At 63.6% G+C, this 16,399-nt stretch carries 17 protein-coding genes; 8 read left to right on the top strand and 9 right to left on the bottom strand.

From position 1 onward, the window contains the following. Positions 1–10: 10 nt before the first annotated feature. The 3 genes from ASF84_RS13240 to ssuE all read left to right on the top strand — a co-directional run bounded on the left by ASF84_RS13240 (position 11) and on the right by ssuE (position 3,349). Entirely contained in the window at positions 11–1,414 is a 1,404-nt protein-coding gene (locus tag ASF84_RS13240; protein WP_056839006.1) for an undecaprenyl-phosphate glucose phosphotransferase, read from the top strand. A 58-nt stretch (positions 1,415–1,472) separates the two neighbouring features. Further along, entirely contained in the window at positions 1,473–2,561 is a 1,089-nt protein-coding gene (locus ASF84_RS13235; protein WP_056839004.1) for a polysaccharide biosynthesis/export family protein, read from the top strand. A gap of 206 nt (positions 2,562–2,767) precedes the next feature. Next, complete coding sequence (gene ssuE / locus ASF84_RS13230) at positions 2,768–3,349, top strand: NADPH-dependent FMN reductase (RefSeq protein WP_056839001.1); 582 nt, start codon at positions 2,768–2,770, stop codon at positions 3,347–3,349. A gap of 166 nt (positions 3,350–3,515) precedes the next feature. Here ssuE and ASF84_RS13225 read toward each other — a convergent pair whose 3' ends face one another. The 3 genes from ASF84_RS13225 to ASF84_RS13215 form a co-directional block, all read right to left on the bottom strand. Then, complete coding sequence (locus tag ASF84_RS13225) at positions 3,516–4,121, bottom strand: LysE family translocator (RefSeq protein ID WP_056838998.1); 606 nt, start codon at positions 4,119–4,121, stop codon at positions 3,516–3,518. Between the two features lie 127 nt (positions 4,122–4,248). After that, positions 4,249–4,524: a hypothetical protein gene (locus ASF84_RS13220; RefSeq protein ID WP_056838996.1), complete on the bottom strand. Its 276-nt coding sequence runs from the start codon at positions 4,522–4,524 to the stop codon at positions 4,249–4,251. Between the two features lie 87 nt (positions 4,525–4,611). Next, positions 4,612–5,502, bottom strand: coding sequence for a LysR family transcriptional regulator (locus tag ASF84_RS13215; protein WP_056838994.1), 891 nt, complete (start codon positions 5,500–5,502; stop codon positions 4,612–4,614). A gap of 127 nt (positions 5,503–5,629) precedes the next feature. Here ASF84_RS13215 and ASF84_RS13210 point away from each other — a divergent pair, with 127 nt between their 5' ends. From ASF84_RS13210 to ASF84_RS13200, 3 genes are all read left to right on the top strand, one after another. After that, positions 5,630–6,328: a CoA transferase subunit A gene (locus ASF84_RS13210; RefSeq protein ID WP_056838992.1), complete on the top strand. Its 699-nt coding sequence runs from the start codon at positions 5,630–5,632 to the stop codon at positions 6,326–6,328. Between the two features lie 16 nt (positions 6,329–6,344). Further along, the gene (locus tag ASF84_RS13205; RefSeq protein WP_056838990.1) at positions 6,345–7,001 is read left to right on the top strand and encodes a CoA transferase subunit B; all 657 of its coding nucleotides are present in this window, start codon (positions 6,345–6,347) and stop codon (positions 6,999–7,001) included. A gap of 116 nt (positions 7,002–7,117) precedes the next feature. Then, positions 7,118–8,536 carry a short-chain fatty acid transporter gene (locus tag ASF84_RS13200; RefSeq protein WP_056838988.1) on the top strand — a complete coding sequence of 473 codons (1,419 nt, stop codon included), beginning with the start codon at positions 7,118–7,120 and terminating at the stop codon, positions 8,534–8,536. Between the two features lie 22 nt (positions 8,537–8,558). Here ASF84_RS13200 and ASF84_RS13195 read toward each other — a convergent pair whose 3' ends face one another. From ASF84_RS13195 to ASF84_RS13185, 4 genes are all read right to left on the bottom strand, one after another. Beyond that, the gene (locus ASF84_RS13195; protein WP_056838986.1) at positions 8,559–9,302 is read right to left on the bottom strand and encodes a transporter substrate-binding domain-containing protein; all 744 of its coding nucleotides are present in this window, start codon (positions 9,300–9,302) and stop codon (positions 8,559–8,561) included. Further along, complete coding sequence (locus tag ASF84_RS29100) at positions 9,299–9,448, bottom strand: hypothetical protein (protein WP_156684223.1); 150 nt, start codon at positions 9,446–9,448, stop codon at positions 9,299–9,301. The genes ASF84_RS13195 and ASF84_RS29100 overlap by 4 nt, the downstream gene beginning before the upstream one ends. Further along, positions 9,445–10,380, bottom strand: a complete 936-nt coding sequence (locus ASF84_RS13190) for a 2-hydroxyacid dehydrogenase (RefSeq protein ID WP_056838984.1) — start codon at positions 10,378–10,380, stop codon at positions 9,445–9,447. The genes ASF84_RS29100 and ASF84_RS13190 overlap by 4 nt, the downstream gene beginning before the upstream one ends. A gap of 77 nt (positions 10,381–10,457) precedes the next feature. Further along, positions 10,458–11,774, bottom strand: a complete 1,317-nt coding sequence (locus ASF84_RS13185) for a GGDEF domain-containing protein (protein ID WP_056838982.1) — start codon at positions 11,772–11,774, stop codon at positions 10,458–10,460. A gap of 207 nt (positions 11,775–11,981) precedes the next feature. Here ASF84_RS13185 and ASF84_RS13180 point away from each other — a divergent pair, with 207 nt between their 5' ends. Both ASF84_RS13180 and pssA read left to right on the top strand, forming a co-directional pair. Further along, positions 11,982–13,127: a glycerophosphodiester phosphodiesterase gene (locus ASF84_RS13180; protein ID WP_056838980.1), complete on the top strand. Its 1,146-nt coding sequence runs from the start codon at positions 11,982–11,984 to the stop codon at positions 13,125–13,127. Positions 13,128–13,190: 63 nt separating this feature from the next. Next, on the top strand, positions 13,191–14,534 hold the full coding sequence (pssA, locus tag ASF84_RS13175) for a CDP-diacylglycerol--serine O-phosphatidyltransferase (RefSeq protein WP_056838978.1): 1,344 nt from the start codon (positions 13,191–13,193) through the stop codon (positions 14,532–14,534). Here pssA and nagZ read toward each other — a convergent pair whose 3' ends face one another. Together nagZ and ASF84_RS13165 are read right to left on the bottom strand one after the other, a co-directional pair. After that, positions 14,535–15,533, bottom strand: coding sequence for a beta-N-acetylhexosaminidase (gene nagZ / locus ASF84_RS13170; RefSeq protein WP_177339465.1), 999 nt, complete (start codon positions 15,531–15,533; stop codon positions 14,535–14,537). 87 nt (positions 15,534–15,620) lie between these two features. Then, positions 15,621–16,346, bottom strand: coding sequence for a TetR/AcrR family transcriptional regulator (locus ASF84_RS13165; RefSeq protein ID WP_056838974.1), 726 nt, complete (start codon positions 16,344–16,346; stop codon positions 15,621–15,623). Between the last annotated feature and the right edge of the window lie 53 nt (positions 16,347–16,399).

Raw genomic sequence — 16,399 nt, 5'->3', positions numbered from 1 at the left:
CAAGACGGTCATGGACAACCCTGTACGCGGCATCTTGCATGCCCATCAATCGATCCTGTCAGTTGCCCATCGCCTGCTGGATTTGCTGGTCATCGTGTCGATCGGCTACTGGCAACACCAGCAAATGCCGCTGTTCGACCACACCGAAGCCTGGTTGCAGATTCTGCTGGCGGTGCTGGCGTTCCATTGGCTCAGCGAGTTTCATCAGTTGTATGGCTCCTGGCGCGGCGAGCGCATTGCCACTGAGTTGACCAAGGTGTTCACCTGGTGGGCGCTGGCCTTCGTGATCCTGCTGTCGAGCAACTACCTGCTGCTGGGCCAGCGCGACCTGCCGGCGCCCCAACAGATGACCTGGTTCGCCCTGGTGCTGGCGGTGCTGTGCGGCTACCGGATTCTGATCCGCCAGGGGCTGCACGCCTTGCGCCGACGCGGCTTCAATACCCGGCGGGTGGCGATCTTCGGCACCGGCCAGGTCGGTGTGAGCCTGGCCCATTCGATCAACGATGCGCCATGGATGGGCCTCAAGCTGCTGGGCTTCTACGACTCCTGCCCGCAACAGACCGACCTGCGCAGCCGGGGGCTACGTGTCCCGGTGCTGGGCAACCTTGAACAACTGATCGAGGATGCCCGCTGTGGCCGTATCGACAAGGTGTACATCACCCAGGCCGAGCCGCAGTTGCGCGAGCTGATCACCGGCCTGAGCGACACCACTGCCTCGGTCTATCTGATTCCTGACGTGTTCACCTTCGAACTGCTGCACGCCCGCAGCGAAAGCATCAACGGCCTGCCGACCATCAGCATCTTCGACTCGCCCATGGACGGTGCCTGGGGTGTGGTCAAGCGCCTGGAAGACATCGTCCTGGCCTGCCTGATCCTGGCCGTGATCGCCGTGCCCCTGCTGATCATCGCCGTGGCGATCAAGCTCACCTCCAAGGGCCCGGTGCTGTTTCGCCAGCGTCGCTACGGCCTGGATGGCCGGCCGATCATGGTCTGGAAATTTCGCAGCATGACCGTACAGGAAAACGGCGACGTGGTGCGCCAGGCCACCCGCAACGATGCGCGCATCACGCCGCTGGGCAGCTTCCTGCGCCGCACCTCGCTGGACGAGCTGCCGCAGTTCTTCAATGTGCTGCGCGGCGACATGTCCATCGTCGGCCCGCGCCCGCACGCCGTGGCGCACAACGAGCAATACCGCAAGCAGGTCAACGGCTACATGCTGCGCCACAAGGTCAAGCCCGGCATCACCGGCTGGGCCCAGGTCAACGGCTGGCGCGGTGAAACCGACACGCTGGACAAAATGCGCAAGCGGGTCGAATTCGACCTGCACTACATCGAGCACTGGTCGGTCTGGCTGGACCTGAAAATCATCCTGCTGACCCTGTTCAAGGGCTTTCTCAACAAGAACGCCTTTTGACGCTGCACGTCGACACCTCCCATGGCCCCCCGCGAATTCTCAGGAAGGAAACCGCCCTATGAAGCGACCTCTCGCCGCTGCAATGATCTTTGCCCTGCTCCTGCAAGGCTGTGCCTTTGCCCCCGGCCAGCACATGACCCCGGACGACATCGAAGCCCATGACCCTGACGGTCCCCAGGCCCGGCTGGTCGACATTACCCCGCAAAGCCTGCAACAGGCGCAGGATGTGGCCCTGGCCAACAGCCAGCCGCTACCGCCCGAGCTGCTCAACTACAAGACGCCTGAATACCAGGTCGGACCGGGCGACACGCTGCTGGTCACGGTGTTCGAACACCCAGAGCTCACCGCGCCAGGCTCCCAGGACCAACTCGATGCCAACACCCGTGAAGTGCAGGGCGACGGCACCTTGTACTTTCCGTACATCGGGCGCATCCAGGCGGCGGGCAAGACCGTGCGGCAGATTCGCGAACAACTGCGCATGGGCCTGGCGCCGCAGTACACCGAGGTCAAGGTCGACGTCAAAGTCTTGCGCTACAACAGCCAGCGGGTATTGCTGTCGGGCTCGTTCAAGACCCCGGGTCCGCAACCGATCACCAATATCCCCTTGAGCCTGGTGCAGGCGGTCAGTACCGCCGGCGTCGACCTCACCGATGCCAACCTCGCCGGCCTGACCCTGCGCCGCGATGGCCGCGACTACCTGATCGACATCGACTCGCTCAACCGCCGCGGTTCGCAACTGAGCCGCATCTACCTCAAGGACGGCGACTACCTGCATCTCAACAGCAACTCGAAAAACCGCATCTACGTGCTCGGTGAAGTGCGCACTCCGCAAGTGCTGTCGTTCGGGACCACGCGCGTGACCCTGCTCGAAGCGCTGGGCAACGCCGGCGGCCTGAGCCCTGACAGCGCCGATGGTGATGCGGTGTATGTGATTCGCGGGGCTGATGCCCAGGCCAATACCGTGTCGACGGTCTACAACCTCAAGGCCAAAAAACCCACCGCCTACCTGCTGGCCGGACAGTTCGAACTCAAGGCGCAGGATGTGGTGTTCGTGGGGCCAGCCAATATCACCCGCTGGAGCCGCTTCATCAGCCAGTTGCTGGGCTCGGCCAGCGTGGTGCAGACCGGTGCCTCGTTCCGCAATTGACCCTCGCCACAGCCGCTCTTGCACGTTTGTCCCCTTTACCCCCCTGTTGCTCCAGCAACAGCCATTCGACACCGGCCTGTTGCTGGAGCATCACCCGCAAGCTCCCACCCGCCTCGCCCCCTTGCACTGCGTGGCCTGCAGGCCACCCTGCGGACTGGCACGCAAGCTGCTTTACCGTCAGACGCCTATTGCAAGGAATCTCTCCGATGTTGGTCGTTTCACTCTCTGGCAGTCCCTCTCTCACTTCCCGTTCCGGCGTGGTGCTGGCCCATGCCGGTACCTGGCTGGCGCAGCACGGTGTCGATGTGACAACGCTGCGCATTCGTGACTTCAATGCCGAGGACCTGTTGTTCGCCCGCTTCGACAGCCCACAGGTGCAGGCGTATATCGAAGCGGTGAGGCAGGCCGATGGCTTGCTGATCGGCACGCCGGTGTACAAGGCCTCGTTCTCCGGGGCGCTCAAGACGCTGCTGGATTTGCTGCCCGAACGGGCACTGTATGGCAAGGTGGTGCTGCCGCTGGCCACCGGCGGCAGCATGGCGCACATGCTGGCGGTGGACTATGCGCTAAAGCCGGTGCTGTCGGCGCTCAAGTCCCAGGAAGTGCTGCACGGCATCTTCGCCATCGACAGCCAGATCAGCTACGGCGACGGGCCTGAAGGCGGCGTGCTCGATCAGGTTCTGACCGAGCGTTTGCATGAGGGGCTGGAGCATTTCCTGCGCAGCCTGCAGCACCGCCTGCACACCCGCCAGAAAGCCGCCGGCACCCATTTGCAACTGGCGTTGTAGGAGCGCGCTTGCCCGCGACCGGCTGCGTTAGCAGTCGTAAAATAGTGGCATTTCGCAGATTTTCAGATCGTAAATGTGTGGCGTTGCATCAATTTTGCGAGCGCTTCGCACTCGGTCGCGGGCAGAGCGCGCTCCTACAGCCGCCCTCCAGCCCGTCACCCGCCGTTCACCCCATCACCAGCGGGTACAGCGACAGCACCAGCAGCAACGCCATCACGCCGTTGAAGATCCGCAGCCCGCGTGGGTCGCGCAACACGTTGCGCAGCAGGCTGCCGAAGCCGGCCCAGATGCTGACGCCTGGCAGGTTGATCAAGGCGAACACGGCGGCAATCACCAGCACATTGGTGAAATAGCCCTGCATCGGTGTGTAGGTGCTGATCGCACCGATTGCCATGACCCAGGCCTTGGGGTTGACCCACTGGAACAGCGCGGCCGCCATGAAACTCATGGGTTTGCCCTGAGGCTGGTCATTTTCGTTGGCCGGCCCTGAGGTGGCGATCTTCCAGGCCAGGTACAGCAGGTAGGCGCCGCCGATATAACGCAGCAGCGTATAGAGCAACGGCCAGGTCTGAAACAGGCTGCCCAGGCCAAAACCGACCGCCAGCACCAACACCATGAACCCGGTGCTGATACCCAGCATGTGCGGCAGCGTGCGACGAAAGCCGAAGTTCACGCCCGAGGCCAGCAGCATCATGTTATTGGGGCCCGGCGTGATGGAGGTCACCAGCGCAAACAGGGCAAAGGCCAGCAGCAGATCGAACGAGAGAGGCATGACGACGGTCCAGGGCAGCGGTAAACAAGGCGTTCACACTAACCAGCCAGGCTGGACAAACACACAGACAGTTACACGAAAGTTGAGCCAGTACAGTTTCAGGCGCATAAGCGTGCTACAGAAACTGTCAGCCTTGGCGATCCTGGCCGATCACACCGGCGTCGACGCTGACCTCGGCGCTGCGGTCGAATTCACGCACCTGCTGAATCTGCGGCTCGGCCAGCAACTGCGCCTTGCGGGCATGGTACTCATCGAACGACAGGCCGCGACGGTTGAGGTCTTCCAGCGCCAGTTGACGGGACTCCTCGGCGCTGAAAGGGCGTTGTTCGACCGCATGATGGGTCGAGCAACCGCTGACGACGGCGACGGTGAGCAACAGGGCAAGGGCAGTAATACGGTTCATGGCGACCTCCGTGGTCGTTTCGATTCGGGAATGAGCAAAGCTTAATCCCGTGCCGTCCCGGCCAAAAATCACCGCCTTTGATAGTCACTATCTGTTCATCGATACCTGCTCGATCAGCACGTCGCGCAGCGCCTGGGCAGCCACTGACAGGGGCTGCTCACCCAGGGTCATCAGGCCGATACGCCGCTCTATACGCGGGCCTACCAGCGGGATGCAGCGCGCGCCCAGCTCCTGCATCTGACCGATGCACAAGGCCGGCACCGCACTGACGCCAAGGCCATGGGCAACCATGCGTCCCACCGTTGCCAGTTGATGGCTTTCGAAGGCCACCGCCAGCCGGCCATGCAGTGGCGCAATGGACTGCTCCAGCAGCAGGCGCACTGCCGAAGGCCGCTGCAAGGCGATGAAATCCTCGCGCAGCAGTTCGCTCCAGTCGATTTCCTCATGCCCCGCCAGCGGCGAGTCCGCCGCCACCACCGCCACGAAGCGGTCCAGCCAGAACGGCGTGAAATGCAGCAGATGCCCGGGCTCGGGCTCAAAGCCGATGCCCATTTCAACGCGGCGTTCGCGCACCATCTCCAGCACCTGCTCGTTGATGACGTCATGCACCGCGACGTTGACCCGTGGATAGCGCTGCCTGAACACCTTGAGCGCTTCCGGCAGGCGGTTGCCGGCAAACGACGGCATGGCCGCCAGCGACACCCGCCCCATTTGCAGGGTGAAGCGCTGGCGCAGCAGTTCTTCAGTGTTGTCCCAATCAGCCAGCAACTGCCGGCCCAGCGGCAGCAGGGTCTCGCCCTCCGGCGTCAGGCTCACGCTGCGGGTGGTGCGGGTCAATAACTGGCCCCCCAACGACTCCTCGAGGTTCTTGATGGTCAGGCTCAGGGCCGGCTGGGACAGGTGCAGGCGCTCGCCGGCCTGGGCGAAACTCAGGCATTCGGCCACAGCCACGAAGGCACGCAGTTGTTTGACGTTCATTGTTTTGCTTTTCTTATCAAATCATCAGAAAAACAAAATTAACAAATCATTGTTCAAAGCAGAAGATGGCCAGCATGCAATCGCGCCACACTCCCAGACAATTACAACGACAACAAGGCGGATCATCATGGCCGGACTCGACAAACGAGTAGCAACCTATGAACAAGCCCTGGCCGGGCTTACCGATGGCATGACCGTGCTGTGCGGCGGCTTTGGCCTGTGCGGCATCCCGGAAAACCTCATTGCGCAGATCAGGCGCATGGGCATCCGCGACCTGACCGTGGTGTCCAACAACTGCGGCGTCGACGGCTTTGGCCTGGGCATCCTGCTCGAAGACCGGCAGATCCGCAAAATGATCTCTTCCTACGTGGGCGAAAACGCGCTGTTCGAACAGCAGTTGCTCAACGGCGAACTGGAAGTGGACCTCACCCCGCAAGGCACCCTGGCCGAGAAACTGCGTGCCGGCGGCGCCGGCATCCCGGCGTTCTACACCGCCACCGGCTACGGCACCCCGGTCGCCGAAGGCAAGGAAAGTCGTCAGTTCAAGGGCCGCAACTACATTCTGGAAGAGGCCATCACCGGCGACTTTGCCCTGGTCAAAGGCTGGAAGGCCGATCACTTCGGCAACGTGATCTATCGCCACACCGCGCAGAACTTCAACCCGCTGGTGGCCACCGCCGGACGCATCACCGTGGTCGAGGTCGAGGAGATCGTCGAACCCGGTGAACTCGATCCTGCACAGATTCACACCCCCGGCATCTACGTCGATCGGCTGATCCTGGGCACCTTCGAGAAACGCATCGAAAAACGTACCCTCAAGGCCTGAGCAGGAGCATTCGACCATGGCACTTTCGCGCGAACAAATGGCTCAACGGGTCGCCCGTGAACTGAAGGACGGCTACTACGTCAACCTGGGCATCGGCATTCCGACCCTGGTGGCCAACTATGTCCCCGACGGCATCGACGTGATGCTGCAATCGGAAAACGGCCTGCTGGGCATGGGTGAGTTTCCCACCGAGCAGACCCTCGACGCCGACATGATCAACGCCGGTAAACAGACCGTTACCGCCCGCACCGGCGCCTCGATCTTCAACTCCGCCGACTCCTTCGCCATGATCCGTGGCGGCCATGTCGACCTGACGGTGCTGGGCGCCTTCGAAGTGGACGTCAGCGGCAACATCGCCTCGTGGATGATCCCCGGCAAACTGATCAAGGGCATGGGCGGCGCGATGGACCTGGTGGCCGGCGCCGACAACATCATCGTCACCATGACCCACGCCTCCAAGGACGGCGAATCCAAGCTGCTGGCGCAGTGCAGCCTGCCATTGACCGGCGCCGGTTGCATCCGCCGGGTGCTCACCGACCTGGCCTGGCTGGAGATCGAGGACGGCGCCTTCATCCTGCGCGAGCGGGCACCGGGGGTCAGCATTGAAGAAATTGTCGCCAAGACCGCCGGCAAGCTGATCGTGCCGGACAATGTGATCGAAATGCAGTTCTGAATTCTGGTTTTTCCGGACCCCTGCCTCGTCAGGGGTCTTTTTCGTATGGCTAAAAGGTGCCTCTAAAAACGCAGGTCGTTTTTAGAGGTGCCCTAAAAATAATAACGAGGTTTCTCATGTCTGCTCCCATCCAGGAAAGCCGCTCCGCCCGCTTTGCCTTGCGCTGCTCGGCCTGGGCTGAACGCTGGTTCCCCGATGCCTGGGTGTTCGCCGCCCTGGCCGTCTTGATCGTGACTCTCGCAACCCTGGCCATGGGCGCCAAGCCGGCCGCGGCTGCCAAGGCCTTTGGCGATGGCTTCTGGAGCCTGATCCCCTTCACCCTGCAAATGGCCTTCGTGGTCATCAGCGGCTATGTGGTCGCCAGCTCGCCGCCGGCGGTGCGGTTGATTGATCGCCTGGCGCGTATCCCGAAAAACGGACGCAGTGCCGTGGCCTGGGTCGCCCTGATCTCGATGGTCGCCTCGTTACTGAACTGGGGCCTTTCGCTGGTGTTCGGCGGCCTGCTGGTGCGCGCCCTGGCACGCCGTACAGACCTGAAAATGGACTATCGCGCTGCGGGCGCTGCCGCCTACCTGGGCCTGGGCGCGGTCTGGGCGCTGGGTATTTCATCGTCGGCGGCGCAGTTGCAGGCCAACCCGGCCAGCCTGCCACCGTCGATCCTGTCGATCACCGGTGTGATACCGTTTACCGAGACCATTTTCCTCTGGCAGTCCGGAGTGATCCTGCTGGCGCTGGTGGTGATCTCGATCATCGTCGCCTACGCCACCGCTCCCGGCCCCAACAGCGCCCGTGAAGCCAAGGACTGCGGCGTGGACCCGGCCTTCAACCTGCCGCCGCTGGCCCCGCGCACGCGTCCGGGTGAATGGCTGGAATACAGCCCGATCCTGATCCTGGCGATGGTCGCGCTGGGCGTGGGCTGGCTGATCAACGAATTCAGCAGCAAGCCGGTGATCACCGCGATTTCTGGGCTCAACACCTACAACTTTTTGTTCATCATGCTGGGCGCCCTGCTGCACTGGCGCCCGCGCAGCTTCCTGGATGCGGTGGCCCGCGCCGTGCCGACCACCACCGGGGTGCTGATCCAGTTCCCGCTGTATGGCTCGATCGCCGCCTTGATGACCACGGTCAAGGGCAGTGACGCGCAAACCCTGGCGCACCACATTTCGCTGTTCTTCACCAGCATCGCGACCCACGACACCTATGCATTGCTGATGGGCGTCTACTCGGCGGTGCTGGGCTTCTTCATTCCCTCTGGTGGCGGCAAGTGGATCATCGAGGCGCCCTATGTGATGCAAGTGGCCAACGAGCTGCAGTACCACCTGGGCTGGGCGGTGCAGATCTACAACGCCGCCGAGGCCTTGCCAAACCTGATCAACCCCTTCTACATGCTGCCGCTGCTGGGCGTACTGGGCCTGAAGGCGCGTGACCTGATCGGCTTCTCGTTCGTGCAGTTGCTGGTGCATGCGCCCATCGTGCTGTTCCTGCTCTGGGCGCTGGGCACGACCCTGACCTACATCCCCCCGGTCATGCCATAAGGGGTCTTGCGACCGAGGAATATCAGGCGTTTGACTGCCACCCCACGGTCGCGCTGACGTCGGTCTGGCCACTGGCGAGCAGCGCGCCGCGCACAAAGCCGCCGGCCAGTTGGCGCTCGATGAAGTCACGCACATACGCCGCGCCGGCCTCGCGCCCGCGCGGCACCGCCATGGCCTGGCGGATTGCGGTAAAGGCGCCGTCCAGCACCCGGTAGCGCGGGTCGCTGGCCGCTGTCTGTTCCAGTGGCTGACGTACACCGGCGACCGCATCCAGGCCCTGCTCGATAAACAGCTCCACCGCCCCGGCCGAGGTCTCGGCCCGCTCCAGGCTGGCCTGTTGCAAGGTGCGGCTCAGGTACAGGTCATAGGCGGCGCCCTGCCCCACGGCCAGGCGCAACCCCGGCTGGTCCAGCTCTTCGACGCGCTGGTACGGTGCTTGGGCATTCACCAGGTAGGTGCCTTCGATAAGCACATAGGGTTCGCTGAAATCGATCTGCGCCGCCCGTACCGGTTCGATGGCCAGAAACGCCAGGTTCCAGGCGCCCTGCTCCAGCGCGGCGAACACCTTGCCGGCGGCATCAAAGGTCTGCATGTGCAGGCTCACGCCCAGCTCAAGGGCCAGCGCCTTGGCCAAGGCCACCGAAACCCCCTGCAGCGTGCCCTCGGCGGTCTGTTGGGCCAGCACCGGGTTACCCAGATTGATGGCTGCACGCAGCACACCCTCGGGGGCCAGGTCAGCCAGTACGGCAGGGGTGACAGTGTTCATCGGGTGCTCCTGTGGTGTGAGGGAAAAATCCAGGTGATGACGTGCATGCAGATATACCCGGCACGGGTCAGGTTGCGTTCCTGGGCCACCGTGATGAACAGGTCCGGGCTGATCAGGTCATGACGCACCAATACAAGTCTTATCAAGACGAAACCGGCGTCAGCACAGGCTGGCCGGCAAAGAAGGCCAGCAGGTTGTCGGCCACCAGGCGCACCGAGTCATGCGAGGCCTCGGGCGACAAGCCGGCGACATGCGGGGTCAGGACCACGTTGTCGAGCCGCTTGAGGGCGTCAGGCACATTCGGCTCGTCGTCGAACACGTCCAGCGCCGCGCCGGCGATGCGCCGCGCTTGCAGGGCATCGAGCAAGGCGGCGGTGTCGACCACGCTGGCGCGGGCGATGTTCACCAGATACCCCTGCGCACCCAGGGCTTCGAGCACCGAGGTGTCGACCAGGTGCCGGGTGTCGGCACCGCCTGGCGTGGCCAGCAGCAGGAAATCCGACGCCTGGGCCAGTTCGAGCACCGAGGCGTACCAGCTGTACTTGGTGTCCTGGCGCGCACGGCGGTTGTGGTAGCCAATGTGGATATCGAACGCGGCGGCACGGCGGGCAATCGCCAGGCCCACCGCGCCCAGGCCGACGATGCCCAGGCGTTTACCGGCCAGCGACGGGCACATTGCCTTGCGCCACTCGCTGCGGCGCACCGAGGCATCGGCCTGCGGGATGTCGCGCACCAGCGCCAGCAGCAATGCCAGCGCATGGTCCGCCACGGTCGGGGCGTTGACGCCGGCGCCGTTGGTAACCTGGATACCGCGCGCTTCGGCCGCCGGCACATCGACTTTTTCATAGCCTGCGCCACTGACGCAGATGATGCGCAGGCCGGGCAAGGCATCCATTTCTTCGGCAAAGAAACCCAGCGGTCCGCGGGTGACCACCGCTGTGATCTCATCGGCGTGCCGGGCAATGGCCTCGGCGCGCAGCGCGGCGGTGGGCGCGCGCAGCAAACGAAAGCCGCTGTCTTCCAGAATCGGCAGGTATGCGTTGAGGTTTTCGACCAGCACCAGCACCGTCGTTGTCATGGGAATGCGTCCACAGCCTGTTCAAAGGTGCCGACAGTAACCCGAGTCGAAGCTTTGTGCAGCCCTCCTCTGACCGATCAGCCCTGACGCTTGGCGCGATACATGGCCTGGTCGGCATGGCGGAACAGTTGCGCCAGGTCAGTGGCATCCTGCGGATAACGGGCAATGCCGATGCTGGCGCCAATGCTCCAGGGCCACCCTTCCAGTTGCATCGGTACCTGCAAGGCACTGTGGATCAATTGCGTGACACGCGCCGCGTCAGTGTCGGCCTGCATCCGCTCGAGCAACACCACAAACTCGTCGCCGCCGATACGCGCCACAGTGTCGCTGTTGCGCACACAGGCCTTGAGCCGTCGCGCCACCTCTTGCAGCAAGGCGTCGCCAGCCGCGTGGCCAAGGGTGTCGTTGACCTGCTTGAACTTGTCCAGGTCCAGGTACAGCACCGCCAGTTGATCGCCGTGGCGCTGGGCAGACTCGATCGCTTCTTGCAGGCGCTCCTGCAGCAGCATGCGATTGGCCAGCCCGGTGAGCTGGTCGTAACGGGCCATCGACTGCAAGCGTTCGTGCAACTGCTTGCGCTCGATGGCCGCCGCCACCTGACTGCACACGAACTGCAGCACCGATTGATCCTGGGCGGTGTAGGCCGGGCTCTCGGAAGTGCCCTTGATCATCAAGGCACCGATGATGCCGCTTGTGGACTGCAATGGCACCGCAAGCCAGGGTGGCGCGTGCGGGTCGAGACGCTCACGCAGGGCCTGCGGCCAGGCAGTGGCGTGGTCGGGAGCAAACACCAAGGACTGGCCGCTGCGCATCACCTCAAGGGCCAGGGCCTGGACAGTGGCCGGGTCGGCCTCGTCGTCGACGTGGTAGGCAAACGTCACGTGATCCGGCGGCTGACCGCAAAGGACAATCGACAGGTTGCGCGCCGGCAGCAGCTCATCAAGTACTTCATGGATACGTCGGTACAGGTCCGGCAGCTCATCACAGCCATTGGCCGCCTCGGAAATCTGCAACAGGCTCAGGCGCAGGTGCTCGGCGCGCTTGAACTCAGTGATATCGCGAGCTACGGCAATGCGCAGGTGATCCACCTCCGACCAGCGGGCCGACCACATGATGTGCACCACCTGACCGTTCTTGTGCAGGTAACGGTTCTCGAAATGCAGCTTGGGCTGTCCCTGCATGATTTCCTGCGCCGCTGCCTGCGTGCGCGCCCGGTCGTCCGGGTGGACCAGACGGATCATCTGGGTGCCGATCAATTCCTGTGGGGTATAACCGAAGATCCGCTCACACGCGGCGTTGACATAGACATAGTGTCCCTCTGTGTCCACCACGCAGATCGCGTCCATGAGCATATCGACGAAACCTTCGAGGGCCCGGTGAGTGGTGTTTTCCATGAGACCTGCCTGGGAAATTGGGGACATTCATACGCTGGACTCATTGACCACACAGACTGAACTGCCAGCTAGACTGCCTGCTTGCGCGCTCAATAGTGCCTGCATTGAAGGCTTGCGGCCATTACTGCATGCCGGACACCGCTGTCAGGCGGCGGCAGGCGACAGACGGCGCGTGGCGCCTTTTTCATCATCGCAAGGAATCTGAACATGCAGGATGTTGTATTGCCCCGTTTCTCCACGACCAGACAGTGGCTTGCCCAGGCCTTGATCGGCCTGGTGCTGAGCACGGGCACCGCCCTGGCCAGCGAGCCTGCCGGCAAGGCCTTGAGCGAAAAGGCCGGCATCCCGTGGCCGGCGGTCATCGCGCACCGGGGGGCCTCGTACGATGCGCCTGAAGAAACCGTGCCGGCCTATGTCCTGGCCCGCGAGCTGGGCGCCGATTACCTGGAGCTGGACTTGCAGCGCAGCCAGGATGGCGTCCTGATCGCGCTGCATGACGATAACCTGCGCCGTACCACCAATGTCGCCGAAGTGTTTCCGGCGCGTGCCGATGAGCCCGTCAACCGCTTCACCCTGGCCGAACTCAAACAGCTTGATGCCGGCAGCTGGTTCAACAAGGCTCACCCGGACCGCGCGCGTGCCGCCTTCAAAGGGTTGAAGATTCTGACCCTCGATGAGGTCATCGACATTGCCGAGGGCGGTGCCAACAAGCCCGGGCTGTACATCGAGACCAAGGCGCCCGGTCAGTTTCCGGGCATCGAGGCCGACCTGCAAAAGGCTCTGGCCAAACGCGGCTGGCTCGGCGAACGTCCGGCAGCCTCTGCCGGACACGTCAATGTCGCGCAACGACCGGGCCGGGTGGTGCTGCAGACCTTCGACAAGAACAGCCTGCAACTGCTGCACAAGGCCATGCCCCAGGTGCCCAAGGTCTTGCTGCTGTGGATCGGCCCGGGGTCGATCCCGGGCAAGTCCGAGGTGGCGTTCAAGGACTCGGGGTTCAAGGACCGGGCCAGCTACTACGCTGCCCAGGAGGTCAAATCCGAAGCCGACTTCCAGGCCTGGGTCGACTGGGCCCGGGACAACGGCGCCTTGGGCACCGGCCCCTCGTCCCGCCTGGCCGAGGGTGGCGAGCAAAGCTACATGGACCTGGTCAAGCCGTGGATGAACCGCCTGACCCACGACCGCGGCCTGATCATCCACCCCTACACGGTGGACGCTGCCGCAGACTTCAAGGCCATCAGCGCGGCCGGCGTCGACGGCTTCTTCACCAACCGCCCGGCCGAGCTGCTGCGCTATTACGAGCGACCGGCCAAAGAGGACAGCGACGCGCTGCTCAAGCGGCACGGTTACTGAGGGCATCACAGCCTGTTTCTGGTGTAAGCTCGCAGGCTGTTGCGCAAACCCCATGAGAGGCTTATGCAGTCCCCCTTCAGACGCTCGACCCTGGCCGCGCTGCGCGGTTTTGCCTTGTCAGAACAGGCAATCACCCTGATTCCCAGCGCCGCCGACTACCGTCGGTGCCTGCTGGAACAGATTGCCTCGGCCACCCGGCGCATCTACATCATCGCCCTGTACCTGCAACAGGACGAAGCCGGGCAGGAAATCCTCGACGCGTTGTACGCGGCCAAACAGGCGCGTCCGCACCTGGACATCCGCGTGCTGGTCGACTGGTTCCGGGCCCAGCGCGGGCTGATCGGCGCCGGCCGCCAGCCGGGCAACAGCGCCTGGTACCAGGCCCAGCACCTGGAATACGAGCAGGAAGTGCCGGTCTACGGCGTGCCGGTGCAGACCCGCGAGCTGTTCGGCGTGCTGCACCTCAAGGGCAGCGTGATCGACGACAACGTGCTGTACACCGGCGCCAGCATCAACAATGTCTACCTGCACAAGCAGGACAAGTACCGTCTGGACCGCTATCACCTGATCCACAGTGCCGCACTGGCCGACAGTTTTGTCGACCTGGTGCAGCGCGAGATCATTGCATCACCGGCGGTGCATCGCCTCGACCTGCCACAACCCCCGACCTCGCGCAGCCTGCGAGGCGAGATCCGGGCGTTTCGTGGTCAGCTCAAGCGCGCCGCCTACGACACCTCGACCGGCATCACTGACAATGGTGAGCTGCGCATCACGCCACTGCTGGGGGTCGGGCCACGCAATGCCCTGAACCGCACGATCTGCGACCTGATCGCCAGCAGTGAAAGCCAGTTGACGATCTGCACCCCGTATTTCAACCTGCCGGTGGCCGTGACGCGGGAAGTCAATCGGGCGCTCAAGCGTGGGGTCAAGGTCGACATCATCATTGGCGACAAGACCGCCAACGACTTCTTCATCCCGCCCCAGGAACCGTTCAAGGTCATCTCGGCCCTGCCCTACCTGTACGAGATCAGCCTGCGCCGCTTCACCCGCAAGCATCAGGCAGCGATCGCCCGCCAGCGCCTGAACGTGCACCTGTGGAAAGACGGCGACAACACCTTTCACCTCAAGGGCATCTGGATTGACGAGCGCTACACGCTGCTGACCGGCAACAACCTCAACCCGCGGGCCTTCAACCTGGACCTGGAAAACGCCCTGCTGATCGATGACCCGCAAGGTCAATGGCGCCAGCCACGGGCCGAGGAAGTTGCCCACCTGATGCAGCACACCCGGCGCGTCGGCCATTTCGAAGAGCTGCAGACCCTGGCCGACTACCCCGAAGGCGTGCACAAATTCCTGCGCAGGGTCAGCCGGGTCCGTATCGAGCGCTTGCTCTACCGGATTCTCTGATCAGTCGACCAGTTGCGCGGCCCGCAAGGCCTGCACGGCTTGCAGCCAGCGCGGGTGCTGGCGGTACTCGCTGGCGGCATGGGCCTGGCCGTGCATGCGCGCCAGGCGCGGCGACGGCGTGACGTTCAGGCGTTGCGCCGCACTCAGGGCCAGTTCGGCCGCAGCGCGGTCATTGCACACCAGCCCCATGTCGCAACCGGCGCTCAGCGCCGCTTCGATGCGGCTGGCGGCATCGCCGGCCACATGGGCGCCGGCCATCGACAGATCGTCACTGAAGATCACCCCGTCAAACTGCAGCTCGCCGCGCAGGATGTCTTGCAGCCAGCGCCGGGAAAAGCCGGCCGGTTGAGCGTCGACCTGCGGGTAAATAACGTGGGCAGGCATCACGGCGGCCAGTTGCCGGCTCAGGCGGGCGAAAGGCACCAGGTCCTGTGCGCGGAGACTGTCCAGGCTGCGCTCGTCGGTGGGGATGGCCACATGCGAGTCGGCCTCGGCCCAGCCATGACCCGGAAAGTGCTTGCCGGTGGCGGCCATGCCGGCCTCGTTCATGCCCTGGATAAAGGCGCCGGCCAGTTGTGCTGCGCGTTCCGGGTCGCCTTCGAAGGCACGGGTGCCGACCACGGCACTGCGCTGGTGGTCCAGGTCCAGCACCGGCGCGAAACTAAGGTCCAGCCCCACCGCCAGCACCTCGGCGGCCATCAGCCAGCCACAATGACGGGCCAGCGCCTGCGCCTCGGGGCGCTCGGCAATCGAGCGCATGGCCGGCAGGCGGGTGAACCCCTGGCGCAGACGCTGCACGCGCCCGCCTTCCTGGTCGACAGCCAGCAGCAGGTCGGGACGAATGGCACGAATCGCGGCACACAGCTCGCGCACCTGGCGCGGGTGTTCGATATTGCGTGCAAAGATAATCAGGCCACCCACTTGCGGGTGGCGCAGGAAACTGCGGTCTTCAGCTGTCAGCCAGAGGCCTTCGACATCGACCATCAAGGAGCCTTGCAGGCCAGAACTCATAGGAAACCTTCACACCATTGCCTTGGATCAGGGCCGCATGGTGCTTGATCCGGCCGCCTGGTGCAATGCAGGCGCTCAGGCTTTGGCAATGCCTGCCGTACCGTTGGGTACACCGGCGGTCTTGGTGCGCGGGCGTGGCTGGGCGGTAATCATCGTCGCGTCGGTCAACCCGCTGTCGGCGCGCATGCCAGCGGCCAGGAACGGCACCATCAGGCGCATGACCTGCTCGATCGAGGCGTGCACGCCGAAATCGTTTTCAGCAATTGCCCGCAGTGCCTTGATACCGGACATGCTGAAGGCGGCTGCCCCGAGCATGAAGTGCACGCGCCAGAACAGTTCGATGGGCGGTATGGACGGCGCAGCCTCATTGACCAGCACCATGTAACGACGAAACACCTTGCCATAGGTGTCTTCCATGTAACGGCGCAGGTGACCCTGGCTCTGGCTGAAGGCCAGGCCCAGCAGGCGCATGAAGATCGACAGGTCGTTGCCACTGCGCGGCTGCACCGCCATGGCTTGTTCGACGAGAATGCCTAGCAGTTCTTCGAGGTCCGGCTGGTGTTCGGGACGGGTCTGGCGGCGCTCCAGCTCACGGTCCAGGCTGGCGCAGAACGGCCCGAGGAACCGCGAGAACACCGCCTGGATCAGGGCTTTCTTGGAGCCAAAATGATAATTCACGGCCGCCAGGTTGACCGAGGCCTTGCTGGTAATCAGCCGCAGCGAAGTCTCGGCGAACCCCCGCTCGGCGAATAACTGTTCGGCAGCATCAAGAATACGTTCAACGGTTTCCGACTGGGCCATGACTCTCTGCCTGACAAAACAATCGTTTGAAACATACGTTTCAGGCAGGCAGG

The organism is Pseudomonas sp. Leaf127 (assembly GCF_001423155.1).
In the GTDB taxonomy this organism is placed as follows: domain Bacteria; phylum Pseudomonadota; class Gammaproteobacteria; order Pseudomonadales; family Pseudomonadaceae; genus Aquipseudomonas; species Aquipseudomonas ovata.
The sequence above is the reverse complement of the archived record's forward strand: the minus strand, read 5'-3'. Positions and strand labels throughout refer to the sequence as shown.

Coding starts and splice junctions, on each gene's coding strand:
- ASF84_RS13225 (WP_056838998.1), bottom strand. CDS start 4,121: ATGCCTCTCTCGTTCGATCTGCTGCTGGCCTTTGCCCTGTTTGCGCTG.
- ASF84_RS13185 (WP_056838982.1), bottom strand. CDS start 11,774: ATGGAAAACACCACTCACCGGGCCCTCGAAGGTTTCGTCGATATGCTC.
- ssuE (WP_056839001.1), top strand. CDS start 2,768: ATGTTGGTCGTTTCACTCTCTGGCAGTCCCTCTCTCACTTCCCGTTCC.
- ASF84_RS13200 (WP_056838988.1), top strand. CDS start 7,118: ATGTCTGCTCCCATCCAGGAAAGCCGCTCCGCCCGCTTTGCCTTGCGC.
- pssA (WP_056838978.1), top strand. CDS start 13,191: ATGCAGTCCCCCTTCAGACGCTCGACCCTGGCCGCGCTGCGCGGTTTT.
- ASF84_RS13210 (WP_056838992.1), top strand. CDS start 5,630: ATGGCCGGACTCGACAAACGAGTAGCAACCTATGAACAAGCCCTGGCC.
- ASF84_RS13220 (WP_056838996.1), bottom strand. CDS start 4,524: ATGAACCGTATTACTGCCCTTGCCCTGTTGCTCACCGTCGCCGTCGTC.
- ASF84_RS13215 (WP_056838994.1), bottom strand. CDS start 5,502: ATGAACGTCAAACAACTGCGTGCCTTCGTGGCTGTGGCCGAATGCCTG.
- ASF84_RS13235 (WP_056839004.1), top strand. CDS start 1,473: ATGAAGCGACCTCTCGCCGCTGCAATGATCTTTGCCCTGCTCCTGCAA.
- ASF84_RS13180 (WP_056838980.1), top strand. CDS start 11,982: ATGCAGGATGTTGTATTGCCCCGTTTCTCCACGACCAGACAGTGGCTT.
- ASF84_RS13165 (WP_056838974.1), bottom strand. CDS start 16,346: ATGGCCCAGTCGGAAACCGTTGAACGTATTCTTGATGCTGCCGAACAG.
- ASF84_RS13190 (WP_056838984.1), bottom strand. CDS start 10,380: ATGACAACGACGGTGCTGGTGCTGGTCGAAAACCTCAACGCATACCTG.
- ASF84_RS13240 (WP_056839006.1), top strand. CDS start 11: ATGGACAACCCTGTACGCGGCATCTTGCATGCCCATCAATCGATCCTG.
- ASF84_RS13205 (WP_056838990.1), top strand. CDS start 6,345: ATGGCACTTTCGCGCGAACAAATGGCTCAACGGGTCGCCCGTGAACTG.
- ASF84_RS13195 (WP_056838986.1), bottom strand. CDS start 9,302: ATGAACACTGTCACCCCTGCCGTACTGGCTGACCTGGCCCCCGAGGGT.